This window comes from Streptomyces sp. NPDC059785, assembly GCF_042732375.1.
Lineage (GTDB): Bacteria > Actinomycetota > Actinomycetes > Streptomycetales > Streptomycetaceae > Streptomyces.
Window position 1 is genome coordinate 23,163 of the sequence record NZ_JBHWHV010000011.1, and the last position, 18,177, is coordinate 41,339.

General features: G+C 72.9%; 16 protein-coding genes. 7 read left to right on the forward strand and 9 right to left on the reverse strand.

Annotated elements, in window-relative coordinates:
• Positions 1–47 precede the first annotated feature (47 nt).
• The 3 genes from ACFV6E_RS10940 to ACFV6E_RS10950 are packed head-to-tail and all read left to right on the forward strand — an operon-like array spanning position 48 to position 3,179.
• The gene (locus tag ACFV6E_RS10940) at positions 48–1,373 is read left to right on the forward strand and encodes an extracellular solute-binding protein (RefSeq protein ID WP_385171167.1); all 1,326 of its coding nucleotides are present in this window, start codon (positions 48–50) and stop codon (positions 1,371–1,373) included.
• Positions 1,374–1,407: 34 nt separating this feature from the next.
• The gene (locus ACFV6E_RS10945; RefSeq protein ID WP_385171165.1) at positions 1,408–2,352 is read left to right on the forward strand and encodes a carbohydrate ABC transporter permease; all 945 of its coding nucleotides are present in this window, start codon (positions 1,408–1,410) and stop codon (positions 2,350–2,352) included.
• Positions 2,349–3,179, forward strand: coding sequence for a carbohydrate ABC transporter permease (locus ACFV6E_RS10950; protein WP_385171162.1), 831 nt, complete (start codon positions 2,349–2,351; stop codon positions 3,177–3,179). Before ACFV6E_RS10945 ends, ACFV6E_RS10950 begins: the two co-directional genes overlap by 4 nt.
• Before the next feature lie 31 nt (positions 3,180–3,210).
• On the opposite strand, the gene ACFV6E_RS10955 is transcribed toward ACFV6E_RS10950, so the two are convergent.
• The 3 genes from ACFV6E_RS10955 to ACFV6E_RS10965 all read right to left on the reverse strand — a co-directional run bounded on the left by ACFV6E_RS10955 (position 3,211) and on the right by ACFV6E_RS10965 (position 6,475).
• Entirely contained in the window at positions 3,211–4,503 is a 1,293-nt protein-coding gene (locus ACFV6E_RS10955; RefSeq protein ID WP_385460591.1) for an HRDC domain-containing protein, read from the reverse strand.
• 406 nt (positions 4,504–4,909) lie between these two features.
• Positions 4,910–5,569, reverse strand: coding sequence for a LuxR C-terminal-related transcriptional regulator (locus tag ACFV6E_RS10960; RefSeq protein WP_385165276.1), 660 nt, complete (start codon positions 5,567–5,569; stop codon positions 4,910–4,912).
• Between the two features lie 282 nt (positions 5,570–5,851).
• Entirely contained in the window at positions 5,852–6,475 is a 624-nt protein-coding gene (locus tag ACFV6E_RS10965; protein WP_385165286.1) for a DUF3000 domain-containing protein, read from the reverse strand.
• A 204-nt stretch (positions 6,476–6,679) separates the two neighbouring features.
• Between ACFV6E_RS10965 and hemE the strand changes: the two genes are divergently transcribed.
• Positions 6,680–7,750, forward strand: a complete 1,071-nt coding sequence (hemE, locus tag ACFV6E_RS10970) for a uroporphyrinogen decarboxylase (RefSeq protein ID WP_385165274.1) — start codon at positions 6,680–6,682, stop codon at positions 7,748–7,750.
• A gap of 7 nt (positions 7,751–7,757) precedes the next feature.
• On the opposite strand, the gene ACFV6E_RS10975 is transcribed toward hemE, so the two are convergent.
• The gene (locus ACFV6E_RS10975; protein WP_385165272.1) at positions 7,758–8,576 is read right to left on the reverse strand and encodes a rhomboid family intramembrane serine protease; all 819 of its coding nucleotides are present in this window, start codon (positions 8,574–8,576) and stop codon (positions 7,758–7,760) included.
• A 133-nt stretch (positions 8,577–8,709) separates the two neighbouring features.
• On the opposite strand from ACFV6E_RS10975, the gene ACFV6E_RS10980 reads away from it, so the two are divergent.
• Positions 8,710–9,051 carry a hypothetical protein gene (locus ACFV6E_RS10980; RefSeq protein ID WP_385165269.1) on the forward strand — a complete coding sequence of 114 codons (342 nt, stop codon included), beginning with the start codon at positions 8,710–8,712 and terminating at the stop codon, positions 9,049–9,051.
• Between the two features lie 22 nt (positions 9,052–9,073).
• Here ACFV6E_RS10980 and ACFV6E_RS10985 read toward each other — a convergent pair whose 3' ends face one another.
• Together ACFV6E_RS10985 and ACFV6E_RS10990 are read right to left on the reverse strand one after the other, a co-directional pair.
• Positions 9,074–10,498, reverse strand: a complete 1,425-nt coding sequence (locus ACFV6E_RS10985; protein WP_385165267.1) for an FAD-dependent oxidoreductase — start codon at positions 10,496–10,498, stop codon at positions 9,074–9,076.
• Between the two features lie 24 nt (positions 10,499–10,522).
• Positions 10,523–11,518, reverse strand: a complete 996-nt coding sequence (locus ACFV6E_RS10990) for a DUF4349 domain-containing protein (RefSeq protein WP_385460595.1) — start codon at positions 11,516–11,518, stop codon at positions 10,523–10,525.
• A 181-nt stretch (positions 11,519–11,699) separates the two neighbouring features.
• Between ACFV6E_RS10990 and hemG the strand changes: the two genes are divergently transcribed.
• Together hemG and hemQ are read left to right on the forward strand one after the other, a co-directional pair.
• A complete protein-coding gene (gene hemG, locus ACFV6E_RS10995) occupies positions 11,700–13,184 on the forward strand; it encodes a protoporphyrinogen oxidase (RefSeq protein WP_385460597.1) in 1,485 nt (494 codons plus the stop codon).
• A gap of 4 nt (positions 13,185–13,188) precedes the next feature.
• Positions 13,189–13,908, forward strand: coding sequence for a hydrogen peroxide-dependent heme synthase (gene hemQ / locus ACFV6E_RS11000; RefSeq protein WP_385165260.1), 720 nt, complete (start codon positions 13,189–13,191; stop codon positions 13,906–13,908).
• On the opposite strand, the gene ACFV6E_RS11005 is transcribed toward hemQ, so the two are convergent.
• From ACFV6E_RS11005 to ACFV6E_RS11015, 3 genes are all read right to left on the reverse strand, one after another.
• Entirely contained in the window at positions 13,909–15,597 is a 1,689-nt protein-coding gene (locus ACFV6E_RS11005) for an alpha/beta hydrolase (protein ID WP_385460600.1), read from the reverse strand.
• 137 nt (positions 15,598–15,734) lie between these two features.
• Positions 15,735–16,520 carry a TIGR04222 domain-containing membrane protein gene (locus tag ACFV6E_RS11010; protein ID WP_385460603.1) on the reverse strand — a complete coding sequence of 262 codons (786 nt, stop codon included), beginning with the start codon at positions 16,518–16,520 and terminating at the stop codon, positions 15,735–15,737.
• Positions 16,521–16,750: 230 nt separating this feature from the next.
• Positions 16,751–18,100: a DUF692 domain-containing protein gene (locus tag ACFV6E_RS11015; protein ID WP_385460606.1), complete on the reverse strand. Its 1,350-nt coding sequence runs from the start codon at positions 18,098–18,100 to the stop codon at positions 16,751–16,753.
• Positions 18,101–18,177: the final 77 nt, after the last annotated feature.

The following is an 18,177-nucleotide window of genomic DNA, read 5'->3' on the forward strand; positions in this document are numbered from 1 at the left end:
TGCCAGAGTGCCGAACCAGCCAACCGACGGATACGGAGCTGGTGCAGATGAACCGTCGCAAGTCGTTCGCCGGAACACTGCTCGCCGCGACCCTGCTGGCCGCCGGCTGCACCGGGAGCGGAGGCACGTCGAAGGGCGCGGACGCCGAGGCCCCCGACGATCCCGCCAAGGTGTCCGGGACCATCAAGGTCCTCACCCACCGCACCGACCTCGTGCAGGACGGCACGATGAAAAAGTACGCCGCCGCGTTCAACAAGACCTATCCCAAGGTCAAGGTCGAGTTCGAGGCCCTCACGGACTACGAGGGCGAGGTCAAGATCCGGATGAACACCGAGAACTACGGCGACGTCCTGATGATCCCCGGCGTGATCAAGAAGAACGACTACCCGAAGTTCTTCGCGTCCCTCGGCACTCAGAGCGAGCGCGCCAAGAAGTACCGCTTCACCGGCTACACCGCCGTCGGCGGCAAGGTCTACGGCCAGAGCCCGCTCGGGACCGTCCCCGGCTTCCTCTACAACAAGAGAGTGTGGCAGGAGGCCGGCGTCACCGACTGGCCCACCACGCCCGCCGAGTTCCTCACCGATCTCAAGGCGATCAAGTCGAAGACCGACGCCACGCCGTACTACACCAACTTCAAGGACATGTGGCCGCTGTCCCACTGGACCTACGTCAACGGCTCGATCGGCTGCACCACCGAGGCGACCACGAAGCTGGCCGAGGGCGACCCCTGGGCCAAGGGCGCGGACCTGCGCGTCGGCGACCAGCTCCTCTACGACATCGTGCACCAGGGGCTGATCGAGAAGGACCCGTCCACCACCAACTGGGAAGGCTCCAAGCCCAAGCTGGCGAAGGGCGAGATCGCCACCATGTGGCTCGGCTCCTGGGCGGTCACCCAGTTCCGGGACGCCGCGCAGAAGGCCGGCACCGACCCCGCCGACATCGGCTTCATGCCCTTCCCCGCCCAGACCGGCGGCAAGTTCTGCGCCACCCTCTCGCCCGACTACAACCAGGCCGTCAACATCCACTCCGACCACAAGGATGCGGCCCGCGCCTGGATCGACTGGTTCACCGACAAGTCCGGCTACGCCGCGGACAACCTCGCCCTCTCCCCGCTCCAGGACGCGCCCCTGCCCGACGTACTGAAGCCGTACGAGGACGCCGGGGTGAAGTTCCTCGACCTCGACGACAGCCAGGGCGGCACGGTCAAGGAGATCGACAACGAGTCCGAGGTCGGCATCTACAAGCCCGACTACCGCCAGGACCTGGTCGACCTCGCGCGCGGCGCCAAGAAGGGCGGCCTCGACGACTTCCTCGCGGACCTGGGCGAGCGCTGGAGCGAGGCACAGAAGTCCGTGCGGGCCGCGGGGTCCTGATGACGGACACCGTCGACAAGTCTGCGGGGTCCTGATGACGGACACCACCGAGAAGGTGGCGCGGCCCCCGGTGGCCGCGCCGCCCGTCCGGACCGGCCGGGCGCCGCGCAAGGTGCGGCTGTGGCGGGTCCTCACGCCCTGGCTCTTCCTCGCCGTCCCGCTCGCCCTGCTGATCACCTTCACCTACGCGCCGGTCGCCAACATGGTCGCGTACAGCTTCACCGACTGGGACGGCGTCAGCCCCGAGCTGCATTACACGGGCACCGAGAACTACGTCGAGCTCTTCACCCGGCCCGAGCTGTTCCAGGTCTTCTTCGTCAGCGGCTACTACCTCGCCGCGTCCGCGGTGCAGATCGTTCTGGCGCTGTACTTCGCGACGGTGCTGAGCTTCAACGTGCGGTTCCGTAACTTCTACAAGGGTGTTCTGTTCTTTCCCTACCTGATCAACGGGGTCGCGATCGGGTTCGTTTTTCTCTACTTCTTCCAGGACGGCGGCACCCTCGACTCGCTGCTCGGCCTGTTCGGCGCCGAACCCGACCGGGCCTGGCTCGGCACCTCCGTCTCCGCGAACGTCTCCCTCGCCGGCGTCTCCGTCTGGCGCTACCTGGGCCTGAACTTCGTCCTGTTCCTGGGCGCCATCCAGGCCGTCCCGGGCGAGCTGTACGAGGCCGCGGAGCTGGACGGGGCCAACCGGTGGCAGCAGTTCCGGTACATCATCGCGCCCGGCATCCGGCCCGTGCTCAGCCTCACCGTGATCCTGTCGGTCTCCGGCTCGCTGTCCGCCTTCGAGGTGCCGTTCATCATGACCGGCGGCGCGACCGGCACCGAGACGTTCGTGATCCAGACCGTGAAGCTGGCCTTCCAGTTCAACAAGACGGGGCTGGCCTCGGCGGCGGCCGTCGTGCTGCTGCTCATCATCCTGGCGGTGACGTGGGTACAGCGGCGCCTTGTTCCGGAGGAGGAGGCGGATCTCGTATGACACGCCGTGTCGTGTTCCGGCTGCTGGTGCAGCTGTCGCTGGTCGTGGCGGCCGTCGTCGTGCTGCTGCCGCTCACCGTCGTGCTGCTCACCTCGCTCAAGACGCCCGAGGAGATGGCGGACGACAGCGGGGCGCTCTCACTCCCGGACGACCTGCTCAACTTCCACAACTACGCGACCGCCTTCCAGGACGGCCGCATGCTGACGGCGTTCGGCAACACCGCCTTCATCCTGCTCTTCGCCGTCGGCGGCACGGTCGTCATCGGGTCGATGGCCGCGTACGCGATCGACCGGTTCGCCTTCCGCATGAAGAAGCTGGTGGTCGCGCTCTTCCTGATCGCCACGCTCGTGCCGGGCGTGACCACCCAGGTCGCGACCTTCCAGATCGTCAACAGCTTCGGCATGTTCGACAGCCGCTGGGCGCCGATCGCGCTCTACACGGGCACCGACATCGTCTCGATCTACATCTTCCTTCAGTTCGTCCGGTCCATTCCGGTCTCGCTGGACGAGTCGGCGCGGCTGGACGGCGCGAGTACCTGGACCGTCTACTGGAAGATCATTTTCCCGCTGCTGAAGCCCGCGATCGCGACGGTGGTGATCGTCAAGGGCATCACCGTCTACAACGACTTCTACATCCCGTTCCTGTACATGCCGTCCGAGGATCTTGGCGTGATCTCGACGTCCCTGTTCCGCTTCAAGGGGCCCTTCGGGGCGCACTGGGAGACGATCTCGGCCGGAGCGGTGCTGGTCATCGTGCCGACCCTGATCGTCTTCCTGTTCCTCCAGCGGTTCATCTACAACGGGTTCACCCGGGGGGCTACCAAGTGACCGGGTGACGGGTGGTGCGGGAGGGGGCCGCTCAGGGCTTCGCGGTGCCTGTCCGCAGCGCCGTCACCAGTACGGGCGTCACCAGCTCGACCTGCCAGGGGCGCGCCCCGTGGCCGGCGAGCGCCGCCGCTACCGACTCCGCGTCCGGCGCCGTCGGCGGCTCCCAGCAGACCCGGCGCACCGTGTCCGGCGCGACCAGGTTCTCCTGCGGCATGTTCAGCCGCTCGGCCAGCGCCGACACCGCGGTGCGCGCGGCGGAGAGCCGGGCCGCGGCCGCGGGGTCCTTGTCGGCCCAGGCGCGCGGCGGCGGAGGGCCGGTGACCGGCTGTCCCGGCTGCGGCAGCTCGGACTCCGGCAGCGCTCGCGCGCGGTCCACCGCGGCCTGCCACTGCTCCAGCTGCCTGCGGCCCATACGGTGCCCGAAGCCGTGCAGTCCGGCCAGCGCGTGCGCGTTGGGCGGCAGTGCGAGCGCGGCCTCGACGATCGCCGCGTCCCCGAGGACCTTGCCCGGCGAGACGTCCCGGCGCTGCGCGATGCGGTCGCGGGTCTGCCACAGCTCCCGTACGACGGCCATCTGCCGGCGGCGGCGCACCTTGTGCATGCCGGAGGTGCGGCGCCAGGGGTCCTTGCGCGGCGGGGGCGGCTCGGCCGCGGCGATCGCGGCGAACTCCTGCCGGGCCCACTCCAGCTTGCCCTGCCGGTCCAGCTCGGTCTCCAGCTCGTCCCGCAGGTCGACCAGGAGCTCGACGTCGAGCGCGGCGTAGCGCAGCCAGGGCTCGGGCAGCGGGCGCGTCGACCAGTCGACGGCGGAGTGCCCCTTCTCCAGTACGAAGCCCAGGACGCTCTCGACCATCGCGCCGAGGCCGACCCGGGGGAACCCGGCGAGCCGCCCCGCCAGCTCGGTGTCGAAGAGGCGGGTGGGGAGCATGCCTATTTCGCGCAGGCACGGGAGGTCCTGGGTGGCGGCGTGCAGATCCCACTCGGCGCCTGCCAGCGCCGCGCCGAGGCCGGACAGGTCGGGGCAGGCCACGGGGTCGATCAGTGCGGTCCCCGCGCCCGCGCGGCGGAGCTGTACGAGGTAGGCGCGCTGTCCGTAGCGGTAGCCGGAGGCGCGTTCCGCGTCCACGGCGACGGGGCCGGTGCCGGCGGCGAAGGCGGCGATGACCTCGGCGAGCGCGGTCTCGTCGGCGGTCACCGGCGGGATGCCCTCGCGGGGCTCCAGCAACGGGATCGGCACCCCTGAAGAGGATCCGCCGTCGTCCGGAGGGGCGCCTCCGGTGGTTCGCAGTGAGCTGTCTGCTGCGGTCTCTTGGGCGTCGGTCACCTGTCAAGGGTATCTGTGTATGGACTACGCCCGTCGACGGAACGTTCCGTCGACGGGCGCGTGAGGGGCGTAAACCAGTCAGGGCGGTGAAAGATCCGGTGAACGGGTGGGGGCGCGGGGGTGTGGGGCGCGGGTGGGCGCGTCTCGCGGGCGCGTCCGGGCGCGTGCGGCCGGAGGGGGGTCGGGGCCGCGCCGGTACATCCGCCCGTCGCTGCCGCGGTCACCTCCGGCGGTCAGGATGGTTCTGCTGGTGTGCGACCACGTCATCGACGGGCATGTGATGTACCGGCACGGCCCCTTCCGTGCGTGCGCGGCCGCGGCGCCGCGGGGGTGCCATAACCGGATCCGGTGCGGGTGCCACATCCGGGTGCGGGTGTTGTCCGGGCGCGGGTGGTCGGGCAGGGGGTCAGTGGATGATGCCCGTGCGCAGGGCCACTGCCACCATGCCTGCGCGGTCGCCCGTGCCCAGTTTGCGGGCGATGCGGGCGAGGTGGCTCTTGACGGTCAGGGCGGACAGGCCCATCGAGACGCCGATGGCCTTGTTCGACTGGCCCTCGGCGACCAGGCGCAGTACCTCTACCTCGCGGCCCGACAGCTCGCGGTAGCCGCCCGGGTGGCTCGGGGCACCCGGGGGGCGGCGGTGCATGCGGGAGGCGGCGCCGAGGTGGCCGGCGCCGGGGCGGCTGGGCAGGCCCAGGTTGGTCCGGGTGCCGGTGACGACGTATCCCTTGACACCGCCCGCGAGGGCGTTGCGCACGGCGCCGATGTCGTCGGCGGCGGAGAGGGCGAGGCCGTTGGGCCAGCCCGCGGCTCGGGTCTCGGACAGCAGGGTGAGCCCGCTGCCGTCGGGCAGGTGGACGTCGGCGACACAGATGTCGCGCGGGTTGCCGATTCGGGGACGGGCCTCCGCGACGGACGACGCCTCGATGACGTCGCGCACTCCGAGCGCCCACAGATGGCGTGTGACGGTGGAACGGACCCGTGGGTCTGCCACGACCACCATGGCGGTCGGTTTGTTCGGGCGGTAGGCGACCAGGCTTGCGGGCTGCTCAAGGAGAACGGACACCAGGCCTCCTGGGATGTGGGGACGGGGGACCGGCTGTGGGGATGGAGCCGGGCGGACCGTGCTTTTCAAGGTCACAGACGTCTTCGGCACCAATCACGTCCGCCTTTAGAGAATGATCACGATTTAGTGAGTAACAATCCGTGCAATTCGGACGCGCGATCGATCAGCCGAAGATCGAACCGAGTCGTTTCGCGTTCGCGTGCGCTCGAAAGTGGCCGTATCGACAAAGGGATAGCAATGAGTCGGCGGTGAGCGGCTCCGGGAGGGAGGAGGGAAGCGGCTTCAGCGGGGGTGGGGGCCCCGGCGCTGGGGGAGGGTGACCACCGACGGGTCGGCGGTGGCCGGGGGGAGGCCCGCGATCTGGCACAGCAGGTCGCACCAGGCGGCCAGGTGCGCGGCGGTGTCCGGCACTCCGCCCAGGCCCTCCCGGGGGGTCCACGACGCGCGGATCTCGATCTGGTTGGCGGCCGGGCGCTCGGCGAGGCCGCCGAAGTAGTGCGATCCGGCCCGGGTGACCGTGCCGCTCGGCTCCCCGCACGACAGGCCCCTGGCCTGGAGCGCGCCCGTCAGCCACGACCAGCTCACCTCGGGCAGCAGCGGGTCGGCCGCCATCTCCGGCTCCAGTTCCGCGCGGACCAGGGTCACCAGCCGGAAGGAGCCCTGCCAGGCGTCGTGCCCGGCCGGGTCGTGCAGCAGGATCAGCCGTCCGTCGGCCAGGTCCTCGTCGCCGTCGACGACCGCGGCCTCCAGCGCGTACGCGTACGGGGCCAGGCGCTGCGGCGGGCGGGTCGGGTCGATCTCGATCTCCGGCCGCAGCCGCGCGCCTCTCAGCGCCTCGACGGCGGCCCGGAAGGGCAGCGGAGCGGTGTCCATAGCACTCCGGTCCCCCTCCTTCGCGTCGTCCATTCCGCCAGCGCCGTCCGACAGTCGTCCCTGAGCCGCAGCCATGCGGGGAAGATTAAGGGGAACCGCGGCTCCGTGCAGGGAAGACACCCGTGCGCGGGACCACTGTCCGTATTGCGCTGCGCGTATCGCGCCGCGCGTACGCGCCCCCGTGGGACGGCCGAGGCCGGGGCGGTGAGTCCTCGGGAGCGTGCGACACTTTCCGTCGTGAGTGCCAACGATCGCCGCCCCTCGGGCCCGCAGCCGACAGCCACGTACGAGTCCGCTTTCCTGAAGGCGTGCAGGCGCGAGCCCGTGCCGCACACGCCCGTGTGGTTCATGCGGCAGGCCGGACGCTCGCTGCCCGAGTACCTCAAGGTGCGCGAGGGCATCCCCATGCTGGAGTCCTGCATGCGGCCCGAGCTGGTCGCCGAGATCACCCTCCAGCCGGTCCGCCGGCACAAGGTGGACGCGGCGATCTACTTCAGCGACATCGTCGTACCGCTGAAGGCGATCGGCGTCGACCTGGACATCAAGCCGGGCGTCGGCCCGGTCGTCGCCAGCCCGATCCGCACCCGCGCCGACCTGGACCGGCTGCGCGAGCTGACCCCGGACGACGTCTGGTACGTCACCGAGGCGATCAAGCTGCTGACGGCCGAGCTGGGCGAGACCCCGCTCATCGGTTTCGCGGGCGCCCCTTTCACCCTCGCGAGCTACCTCGTGGAGGGCGGCCCGTCCAAGAACCACGAGCACACCAAGGCGCTCATGTACGGCGACCCGCAGCTCTGGGCCGACCTGCTCGACCGGCTCGCGGGGATCACCTCCGCGTTCCTGAAGGTGCAGATCGAGGCCGGGGCCAGCGCCGTCCAGCTCTTCGACTCCTGGGTCGGCGCGCTCGCCCCCGCCGACTACCGGCGCTCGGTGATGCCCGCCTCCGCCAAGGTCTTCGACGCGGTCGCGGAGTACGGCGTCCCGCGCATCCACTTCGGCGTCGGCACCGGTGAGCTGCTCGGTCTCATGGGCGAGGCCGGCGCGGACGTCGTGGGCGTCGACTGGCGCGTCCCGCTCGACGAGGCCGCCCGCCGGGTCGGCCCCGGCAAGGCGCTCCAGGGCAATATCGACCCGGCCGTGCTGTTCTCCACGCCCGAGGCCGTCGAGGCCAAGGCCCGCGAGGTGCTCGACGCCGCCGCCGGACTCGAGGGCCACGTCTTCAACCTCGGCCACGGCGTCCTGCCCACCACCGACCCGGACGCCCTCACCCGCCTCGTCGAGTACGTCCACACCCGCACCGCCCGCTGACGGTTCCTCACGCGTGCCGGGCCCGCCTGCCCCACAGCAGGCGGGGCGGCTCCGGCGGGGGCGGGGTGCCCCGGCGCAGCGGCCAGGCAAGCACCATGCCGACCAGGAAACCGGCCACGTGGGCGGCGTACGCCACGGTTCCCGCGCCGGAGAGGCCGCCGCCCGACGAGTACACCGCCTGGAGCGCGAACCAGAAGCCCAGCACGATCCAGGCCGGCAGCCGCAGCGGCAGGAAGACGAGGAACGGGACCAGGACCCAGACCCTGGCCCTCGGATACAGGACCAGATAGGCGCCGAGGACTCCCGCGATGGCGCCCGACGCGCCGATCAGCGGGTCGGCCGAGCCGTCGTTGAGCAGCGCGAAGCCGTACGCCGCCGCGTAGCCGCACACGAGGTAGAACAGGGCGTACCGCACGTGCCCGAGGCGGTCCTCGATGTTGTTGCCGAAGATCAGCAGGAAGAGCATGTTGCCGAGCAGGTGCACCCAGCTCCCGTGCAGGAACATCGACGTCAGCACCGACAGCGGCGGTGACTTGTCGTAGTCCGGCGGGCCCAGCACGCAGCCGGGGCCGTGCGGGCCGAGCCCGGTGGCGCCCGTCGGCACCAGCCGCGGCACCTGATGGTGGATCAGTTCCTGCGGCACCGCCGCCCAGTGGTCCAGGAACGCCTGGAGGCGGCAGAGCTGCGGCAGTCCGCCCGCGTCGCCCGTCAGCGATCCGGCGGTGCCCGGCGTGAGCAGGAAGACCAGCACGTTGGCGGCGAGCAGCGCGTACGTCACGTAGGGCGTGCGGCGCGCCGGGTTCACGTCATGGACGGGGATGACCACGGGGAACCAGTGCCCCCGGAACGCGATCCGAACCGGTGAACGCCGCCCGGCCCGCACGCGTATGTCTTCTCAACCGCTCGCGGTGCGGGGCAGCCGTGACGCGAGGAACACGTGAGATCAGGGGAGACAGGCGATGAACGAACGGGTCACTCCTGCGATGCACGCCCTGCCGGACGGCGAGGCGGAGATCGCCGTCGTGCTGCACCTGCCCTGGGAGGACGTCGCGGCGCTCGGCCAGGAGGCCGGCCGGCTCGCCGCGCGGCTACAGCGGCCGGTGACGCTCGACGAGGCCGTCAGCCACCGGCTGCGGTCCTCCCGTACCGCCGCCCACGCGAAGCCGGCCGGTGCGCAGCCCGCCGCCGTCACCGCCGGCGCCGGGTCGGTGTCCTCCTTCCCCGCGCGGCCGCCCGCCGAGCAGGCCCGCCAGGCCATCGACCGGATCAACGGGACGGCGAACGGCCACGAGAGCGCGTGAGCGGGCCCGCTCGCCGGTCCGGTCAGGCGCCCTGTGCGCGTATGGCCGCCGTCGCCTTGCGGGCCGCCACCAGGACCGGGTCCCAGACCGGGGAGAACGGCGGCGCGTAGCCCAGGTCCAGGGCCGTCATCTGTTCCACCGTCATGCCCGCGGTCAGCGCCACCGCGCCGATGTCGACGCGCTTGCCCGCGCCCTCGCGGCCGACGATCTGCACGCCGAGGAGGCGCCCGGTACGGCGTTCGGCCAGCATCTTCACGGTCATCGGCGCCGCCTCGGGGTAATAGCCCGCGCGGCTGGTCGACTCGACCGTGACCGTTTTGTACTGGAGCCCCACCCGGCGCGCGTCCTTCTCGCGCAGTCCCGTCCGGGCGATCTCCAGCTCGCAGACCTTGCTCACCGCCGTGCCCACGACACCGGGGAACGTGGCGTAACCGCCGCCCACGTTGCTGCCGATGATCTGCCCGTGCTTGTTGGCGTGCGTGCCGAGCGGAATGTGCCGCTCGCGGCCCGAGACCAGGTCGAGGACCTCCACGCAGTCACCGCCCGCCCAGATGTTCTCGTGGCCGCGCACCCGCATCGCCAGATCGGTGAGGAGGCCGCCCGACTCGCCGAGCGGCAGCCCTGCCGCCTCGGCGAGGCCGGTCTCCGGGCGTACGCCGAGGCCGAGGACGACGACGTCCGCGGGGTACTCGGCGTCCTCGGTGACGACCGCGCGGACCCGGCCGTCGCCGCCGGTGCGGATTCCGGTGACCTCGGCACGGTTCACCATGGCGATGCCCATGCCCTCCATCGCCGTGTGCACCAGGCGGCCCATGTCCGCATCGAGCGTGGACATCGGTTCCTCGCCGCGGTTGACGACCGTCACCTCGTACCCGCGGCGGATCAGCGCCTCGGCCATCTCGACGCCGATGTAGCCCGCGCCGACGACCACCGCGCGGCGCCCCTCGGTCGAGTGCAGCGTCTGAAGCAGCGCCCGGCCGTCGTCCAGGGTCTGCACGCCGTGCACGCCCGGCGCGTCGATGCCGGGCATGTCCGGGCGGATCGGCCGGGCGCCCGTCGCGATCACGAGCTTGTCGTACGCCGTCCACTCCTCGGTCCCCGAATCCAGATCGCGGGAGCGGACGCGGGAGCCCCCGGTGTCGATCGCCACGACCTCCGTGCGCATCCGCAGGTCGATGGCGCGCTCGCGGTGCTCCTGCGGGGTCCGCGCGACCAGCCGGTCCAGCGCGTCGACGTCGCCGCCCACCCAGTACGGGATCCCGCACGCCGAGTACGAGGCGAAGCCGCCCCGCTCGAAGGCCACGATCTCCAGCTCGCCGGGGTCCCGCAGCCGGCGCGCCTGCGACGCGGCGGACATCCCCGCCGCGTCGCCGCCGATCACGACCAGCCGTTCTCTCGCGGCGCCCACGTCTTTCGCGTGTCCCGCGTCTCCCGAGTGCATGCTCATGCGGACACGCTACGGCGGTCCTGGTCATCGACCGTCCTCGCCACCGCCGCCGGTCGCGCGATCACCGCTTTCCGTGTGATCCCCGCCTCCCGCGCGCGCGGGGACCGGGGTCGCGGCGGGTGCGGGGACCGGACGGCGTGCGGACCTGATGCGGGCGAGGCGTACCCACACCAGGGCGAGCACGGCGGCGAGCGCGGCGAACGGCAGTACCGCGCCGAGCGCCACCGCGAGCCAGCGCAGCATCGTGACGAAGGCGTGCCAGCCGCCCGCGAGCGCGTCCACGAAGCCCGGGTCCGCATCGTCGTCCGCCGCCCGCTTCGCCGGGGCCTCGGACAGGGTCAGCGTGATCGTGGCCAGGGCGGTGCGGTCCTTCAGCGACGCCTGCTGGGCGAGCAGCGACTCCAAGTCGGCCTGACGGCTCCTCAGTTCGCCCTCCAGGGTGACCACGTCGGCGAGCTTGGCGGCCCGGTCCATCAGCTCCCGGATCCGGGCGACGCTGGCCCGCTGCGACTTGACGCGGCTCTCCACGTCGACCACCTGGTCGGTGACGTCCTCCGCCTTCGCCGTGCGCTCCAGGAGCCGGCCTGAACCCTCCAGCTCGGCGAGCACCTCGTCGTACCGTTCGGTCGGCACGCGCAGCACCACGCGGGTGCGCTCGTGGCCCCGGTCGTCCCGGGTGGTGGTCTCCTGGCCGACGTAACCGCCCGCGTCCTCGGCCGTGGTGCGGGCGTCGGCCAGTGCCCCGGGGACGTCGCCCACGCGTACGGACAGTGCGGCGGTGCGGATGACGTTGCCCGGGGAGATCTTCGGCGGTGCGGTGGCCCTCTTGCCGCCCGAGTCGTCCGCGGCGGCGCCGGCGGCGCCCTTCGCGTCGCCCGGGGCGGCGGCCTTGTCGGCGGCCCCGCTCGCCTCGCCGCTGTCGCCGCCCGCGCTGCACCCCGCCAGCGCGAGGGCGGCGGCGAGCAGTACCCCGGCCAGCGCCTGGACGGGCCGTGTCGAACGGTGAGTCTTCGTCTGCATGTGGGCATCCCCCGGTCTCGCGTCGACTGACGCTCCTTGGACGCCGGGCCGGCCCGGGACGTGCGCCGGATCAGGTCCCGAAGCGGTCACGGTCGGGACTCGCGACGGACACCGGGCGGAAGCCGTGGCGGACGTCAGGACCGTGGGCGGGACTGTCGGCGGGGTCTGAGAAGGTGGAGACATGCGCGCACAGGACAGTCGTACTCGTACGGAGCCGGGACACGTCGTCGTCATCGGGGGCGGGATCGCGGGGCTCGCCGCCGCCCACCGGCTGCTCGACGAGGGCGCGCGGGTCACCGTCCTGGAGGCCGCCGACCGGCTCGGCGGCAAGCTGCTGCCCGGCGAGATCGCGGGCGCGCGGGTCGACCTCGGCGCCGAGTCGATGCTCGCGCGCCGCCCGGAGGCAGTCGCCCTCGCGCGCGAGGCGGGCCTCGCCGACCGCCTCCAGCCGCCGTCCACGGCGACGGCCTCGATCTGGACCCGCGACGCCCTGCGCCCCATGCCCAAGGGGCACGTCATGGGCGTGCCCGGCACCGCCGCCGCGCTGTCCGGGCTGCTCACCGAGGAGGGGCTGCGGCGCATCGAGCGCGACGCGGAGCTGCCCCGCACGGAGTTCGGCGACGACGTGGCGGTGGGGGAGTACGTGGCGGCGCGGCTCGGCCGCGAGGTCGTCGACCGCCTGGTGGAGCCGCTGCTCGGCGGGGTCTACGCGGGCGACGCCTACCGCATCTCGATGCGCTCGGCGGTCCCGCAGCTCTTCGAGGCGGCCCGTCGGCACGACTCCCTGACGGAGGCGGTCCGCGGCATCCAGGAGAAGACCGCCGCGGGCCGGCGCACGGGCCCGGTCTTCATGGGCATCGAGGGCGGTGTGGGGCGACTGCCGCTCGCGGTCGCCGACTCGCTGCGCGCGCGGGGCGCCGACATCCGCACCGGGACACCGGTGACCGGGCTGCGCCGGGTCACGGACGCGGCGGCGGGGACGGACGCGGGCTGGCGGGTCGGCACCGCGGACGGCGCGCTGCACGCCCCGGCCGTCGTGCTCGCCGTGCCCGCTCCGGCCGCCGCCCGCCTGCTGCGCGCCGAGGCGCCCGCCGCCGCCGCGGAGCTGGCCGCCGTGGAGTACGCGTCCATGGCGCTCATCACCCTCGCCTACCGCCGCGCCGAGGCCGACCTCCCCGAGGGCAGCGGTTTCCTCGTCCCGCCGGTCGACGGGCGCACCATCAAGGCGGCCACCTTCGCCTCCCGCAAATGGGGCTGGATCGACGCCGAGAACCCGGACCTGCTGGTCGTGCGCACCTCCGTCGGGCGGTACGGGGAGACGGAGGTGCTGAAGCGCGACGACGCCGACCTCGTGGACGTCTCCCGGCACGACCTGCGGGAGGCCGTCGGCGTGACGGCCGCGCCCGTCGCCACCCGCGTCACCCGCTGGGACGACGGCCTGCCGCAGTACCCGGTCGGGCACCACGCGCGCGTGGCCCGCGTCCGCGAGCACGTGGGCAAGCTCCCCGGCCTCGCCGTGTGCGGCGCCGCGTACGACGGAGTGGGCATCCCGGCCTGTATCGCCGGCGCGTACGCGGCGGTGGACCAGCTCCGCGGCGACCGCGCCGCCGTGGACGAACTGACGGCGAACCCGGTGCAGAGTCTGCACGGCGGCGCGGGAGAATAGCCCCATGAGTGACGACGCCCCCGCCAAGATCCCCAACAAGGGCAAGCTGGCCAAGGACCTCAACGAGGTCATCCGCTACACCCTGTGGTCCGTCTTCAAGCTCCGTGACGTCCTGCCCGCGGACCGCACGGGCTACGCCGACGAGGTCCAGGAGCTCTTCGACCAGCTCGCGGCCAAGGACGTGACCGTCCGCGGCACGTACGACGTCTCCGGTCTGCGCGCCGACGCGGACCTCATGATCTGGTGGCACGCCGAGACGAGCGACCAGCTCCAGGAGGCGTACAACCTCTTCCGCCGCACGAAGCTGGGCCGCGCCCTGGAGCCGGTGTGGTCGAACATGGCGCTGCACCGCCCCGCCGAGTTCAACCGCTCGCACATCCCGGCGTTCCTCGCCGACGAGACGCCGCGGAACTACATCAGCGTCTACCCGTTCGTGCGCTCCTACGACTGGTACCTGCTGCCCGACGAGGACCGCCGCCGGATGCTCGCGGACCACGGCAAGATGGCCCGCGGCTACCCGGACGTGCGCGCCAACACGGTCGCCTCGTTCTCGCTCGGCGACTACGAGTGGATCCTCGCCTTCGAGGCCGACGAGCTGTACCGGATCGTCGACCTCATGCGTCACCTGCGCGCCTCCGAGGCCCGGATGCACGTCCGCGAGGAGGTCCCGTTCTACACCGGCCGCCGCAAGGACGTCGCCGAGCTGATCGCGGGCCTCGCCTGATCAGCGCTTCCCGTGACCGCCCGGCGCCGCCGTCGAACGCGGTGCCGGGCGGGGCTCCGGGTGCGGCGCGCACTGAGTGCCCTCTCCCGGCACCTCGCCCCGCAGCAGATACGCCTCGAGACGGGCGTTGACGCACCGGTTGGCGCCGCCCGCGATCCCGTGTGTGCCGGCGTCCCGCTCCGTCACCAGCGCCGCGCCCGGCAGCCGCCGCCGCAGCTCCAGAGCGCCCTCGTACGGGGCCGCCGCGTCCCGCTCGGCCGCCAGGATCAGCGTGGGCGGCAGCTCACCGGGCAGCGTCCGCACATCCAGCGGCCGCTGCCGCGGCCCGCTCCAGTACGCGCACGGCAGGTTCATCCACACGTTGTCCCAGGTCTCGAAGGGTGCCACGCGCGCGAGGGCGGTGTTGTCCCGGTCCCAGACCCGCCAGTCGGCCGGCCAGGGCGCGTCGTTGCACTCCACGGCCGTGTAGACGGAGTTGGTGTTGTCCTGCCCGGCCGCCGCCTCCGGGTGCGGGCCCGCCTGCTGGAGCAGCGGCTTCGCATCGCCCTTGAGGTACGCGGACAGGGCCTGCGCGCGCGACGGCCAGTAGTCGTCGTAGTAGCCCGCCTGGAGGAACGCCGACTGCAACTGCCCCGGCCCCACCTTGCCGCCCGCCGGTGAGGCGGCGAGCCGGGCGCGGGCCTTGTCGTAGCTGCGCTGGACCGTACGCGCCGTGGAGCCGAGGCCGTACACGTCGTCGTGCCGGGCGACCCAGGCGCGGAAGTCCGCCCAGCGGCGCTCGAAGGCCGCGGACTGGTCCATGTTGTTGCGGTACCAGATCTTGCGCGGGTCCGGGTTCACGGCCGAGTCGAAGACCATGCGGCGCACGTGCGAGGGGAACAGCGTCGCGTAGAGCGCCCCGAAGTACGTGCCGTACGACGAGCCCAGGAAGGTCAGCTTCCGCTCGCCCAGGGCGGCGCGCAGCACCTCCAGGTCACGGGCGTTGTTCAGCGAGGTGCAGTGGCGCAGCGCGGCGCCCCCGCGCCGGGCACAGCCGCGCGCGTACGCCTTCGCCTCCGCGATGCGCTTCCTCTTGTACGACTCCGAGGGCACCGTCGGCGCCTGCGACGGCCCCTTGCGCATGCTCCTGGGGTCCTCGCAGGACAGCGGGGCGGAGCGGCCGACGCCGCGCGGCGCGTAGCCGACCAGGTCGTACGCCCCCGCGATGCGCTTCCACTCGGGCAGCACGCCGGCCATCGGGAAGTACATGCCGGAGGCGCCGGGGCCGCCGGGGTTGAAGACGAGGGCGCCCTGCCGGGGCACCTTCCGCTTGGCGTTGCGCGGGTCCTTGCCGGTGGCCCGCACGCGGCTGACGGTCAGTTTGATCCGCTTGCCGTCGGGGCGGGCGTAGTCGAGCGGCACGGTCACCGTGCCGCACCGCAGGCTGCCCGGCGCGTCCTGCTCCTCGGAGCACTTCCCGAAGCGGATGCCGTCCGCCGCGGCGCGCCGGGCGGCCACCGTGGTGCCGAGCGTCTCGGCCGGATAGGCGAGGTCGGCGATGGGGTCCGCAGGGTCCGCGAGGGCGGCGACGGGGTCCGCCGGTGCGGCGAGGGCCGCGGCCGGGTCGGCGGACCGGCCGCTCGCGGGGGTGGCGACGAGCGCGCTCAGGAGCACGGATCCGGCGGCTGAGTAGACGGCGACAGCTCTCATCGCTTGTCCCTTCGGTCACGGGGCCCAGTCACGGGCAGGGTCACAGTGGCGACGAAAGGGATATTTCGTTGGGCGGTTGGTGAAGTAAAGGACCGGGGCGCGTGTCGGCGCCGGTGACCCCGATGCGCCCCGGGCTCTCAGCGCTCGCGGTGGGCGAAGGCGGCGCGCAGGTCCGGCTCGCCGGCCGCACGGACACCGTGCACCGCGACGGAGGCCAGATACGTGCCGTCCGAGTGTGCGGCCAGCGCGGCGAGCGCGCGCTGCCCGGCGGGGGAGGCCCAGCGGTTGTACGGGTGGACCTCGAACCGCGCGATGGCGAGGCACAGCAACGCGACGGCGAGCGGCAGCGCGAACCACAGGGCGATCACACCCCGGCTCTCGGAGAACTGACCCGGCATCAGCAGCGCGGTGGCGCCCAGGACCGGCGCCGCCGCCGCGGCCGCCCGTACCTGGCGGACGGCGCCCGCCACGGTCGTGGGGGCACCGTCCGGCACGGCGAGCCCCGCCGCGGCGAGCCGGTCGGCCAGCCGGCGCACGGAGTCGGCCGCCGCGGCGACCCGGCGGACCGGCGCTATCCGGGCCTGCCCCCGCGGGCCTATCGCCCCCAGCACCGAACGCTCCATGTCGTCCCGCCCGTCCGGGTCCACGACGGTCGCCCAGCCGGTGTGCGCGAGCAGCAGCCGGCGCTGGCGGGCCATCGACACCAGGGTGAGATCGGCGACGCGGACCGGGCCGCCGGAAAGGAAGGCGGCCTCGTACAGCGTCAGCGCGGGCGCGCGGTCCGCGCCGCTGTCCGCGGGGAAACCGGTACTGGCGACGGCGCCGGTGCCGGCCGTCGCGGCGTGCACGGCGGCCAGGCACAGCCGCGTGCAGGCCAGCCCGGCGGCGGCCCAGGCCAGGAGCAGGAAGAGGACCCAGAGCATGGCCGATTCATATGCGAAGGGCGCGAGGGAGCGCCATGCCTTATCCCAGGATGCGGACGGGGTAGGCGGGCGCTCCGGCCGCCGTTGTGGGGTCAGTGGTGGAGTTGGGGTCTGGTGGGGTGTTCCGCCGTTGTGGGGTCAGTGGTGGAGTCGGGGTCTGGTGGGGTGCTCTGCCGTTGTGGGGTCAGTGGTGGAGTCGGGGCCCGGTGGGGTGCTCCGTCGTTGTGGGGTCAGCGGCGGAGCAGGATCCGGCGGGTGGCGCGGGCGAGGCGGGCCGCCGGGCGCCGGGACAGCGGGGCCGGTCCTGACCGCTCCAGCCACCAGTCGCGCAGCCGGTGCCGGGTCTCCGCGTCCGCGAGCACCCCGGACCGCCCGTCGAGCAGCAGCGCCTCGGCGAAGGACAGCGCGTCGCGCCGGTAGCCGCCGGTCATCGGATTGCCCCGCGCGTACGCGAGGAACGCCGCCCGGTACCCCGCCCCGAGGATCTCCGGCAGCTCGGGGGCCACCTTCGCCACCACGTCCGCCCGCTTGGCGCCGAGCGCTCGTGCCTGCACCCCGAGCCGGACGCGGTCGAACCCCTCCGGTACGGGGGCGCCCGCCACCAGCGCGGAGAGCAGCGCGGCCTCCGCGAGCGCGAGCCGCCGGCGGGCGGGCTCGGAAGCGGGTTCTTCGTCCGAGGTGGCGGCTTCTTCAGCGGTGGAGGCGGGAGAGGACGTGATGACGTGGCCGGGAGAGCACGTGATGACGTGGCGGGGAGCGGAGTCCTCCAGCGTGCGGCGGATCGCGGTCAGTTCGCGCTCGAGTTCCTCCGGGGACGGGAAGTTCTCGTCGCGCTCCAGCAGGACGCCGGGCGGGCGGACCCGGGAGGCCAGGTCGGCCAGCACGTCCAGGACCGGCTGGGTCACGGGGTGGGCGTGGCTGTCGTGCCAGACGCCGTCGCGTTCGAAACCCCCGGCGACATGGACGTAGGCGATGGCCTCCACGGGGAGTTCGTCGAGCGCCTTGGCGGGGTCCTCGCCGCGGTTGACGTGGTTGGTGTGGAGGTTGGCGACATCGATCAGCAGCCGTACGCCGGTACGGTCCACCAGGTCGTACAGGAACTGCCCTTCCGTCATCTCCTCGCCCGGCCAGGAGATCAGCGCGGCGATGTTCTCCACGGCGAGCGGCACCGGCAGCGCGGCCTGGGCGATACGGACGTTCTCGCAGAGCACGTCGAGGGCGTCGCGGGTGCGCGGCACCGGCAGCAGGTGGCCCGCCTCCAGCACGGGCGACGCGGTACGGGGGCCGCCCGCGCGGACGAACGCGATGTGCTCCGTGACGAGCGGGGAGCCCAGCGCCTCGGCCCGCTCGGCGAGCGCGGTCAGGCGCGCCTCGGCCGGGCGGTCCGCGTCGCCCAGGCCCAGCGAGACGCCGTGCGGGACGACCGTGACGCCGCGCTCGCGCAGCCGCAGCAGCGACTCCGGGAGGTGCCCGGGGCACACGTTCTCCGCCACGGCTTCGACCCAGTCGATGCCCGGCATCCGTTCCACGGCGTCCGCGATCTCCGGCCGCCAGCCGATCCCCGTCCCCAGTCGCTCCATGTCCCCGTCCCCTTCCGCACCGCCCGCCGGCCGGCTGCCGCCCCCTCGCGACAGATCCGCAGGTGACGGTGGTATCG

Bases quoted from the DNA above. Each gene is read 5' to 3' on its own strand.
- ACFV6E_RS11010 (WP_385460603.1), bottom strand. From the start codon at position 16,520: ATGCTCTGGGTCCTCTTCCTGCTCCTGGCCTGGGCCGCCGCCGGGCTG.
- ACFV6E_RS10965 (WP_385165286.1), bottom strand. From the start codon at position 6,475: ATGGACGACGCGAAGGAGGGGGACCGGAGTGCTATGGACACCGCTCCG.
- ACFV6E_RS11015 (WP_385460606.1), bottom strand. From the start codon at position 18,100: ATGGAGCGACTGGGGACGGGGATCGGCTGGCGGCCGGAGATCGCGGAC.
- ACFV6E_RS10990 (WP_385460595.1), bottom strand. From the start codon at position 11,518: ATGCAGACGAAGACTCACCGTTCGACACGGCCCGTCCAGGCGCTGGCC.
- ACFV6E_RS10985 (WP_385165267.1), bottom strand. From the start codon at position 10,498: ATGAGCATGCACTCGGGAGACGCGGGACACGCGAAAGACGTGGGCGCC.
- ACFV6E_RS10940 (WP_385171167.1), top strand. From the start codon at position 48: ATGAACCGTCGCAAGTCGTTCGCCGGAACACTGCTCGCCGCGACCCTG.
- hemG (WP_385460597.1), top strand. From the start codon at position 11,700: ATGCGCGCACAGGACAGTCGTACTCGTACGGAGCCGGGACACGTCGTC.
- ACFV6E_RS11005 (WP_385460600.1), bottom strand. From the start codon at position 15,597: ATGAGAGCTGTCGCCGTCTACTCAGCCGCCGGATCCGTGCTCCTGAGC.
- ACFV6E_RS10980 (WP_385165269.1), top strand. From the start codon at position 8,710: ATGAACGAACGGGTCACTCCTGCGATGCACGCCCTGCCGGACGGCGAG.
- hemQ (WP_385165260.1), top strand. From the start codon at position 13,189: ATGAGTGACGACGCCCCCGCCAAGATCCCCAACAAGGGCAAGCTGGCC.
- ACFV6E_RS10945 (WP_385171165.1), top strand. From the start codon at position 1,408: ATGACGGACACCACCGAGAAGGTGGCGCGGCCCCCGGTGGCCGCGCCG.
- ACFV6E_RS10950 (WP_385171162.1), top strand. From the start codon at position 2,349: ATGACACGCCGTGTCGTGTTCCGGCTGCTGGTGCAGCTGTCGCTGGTC.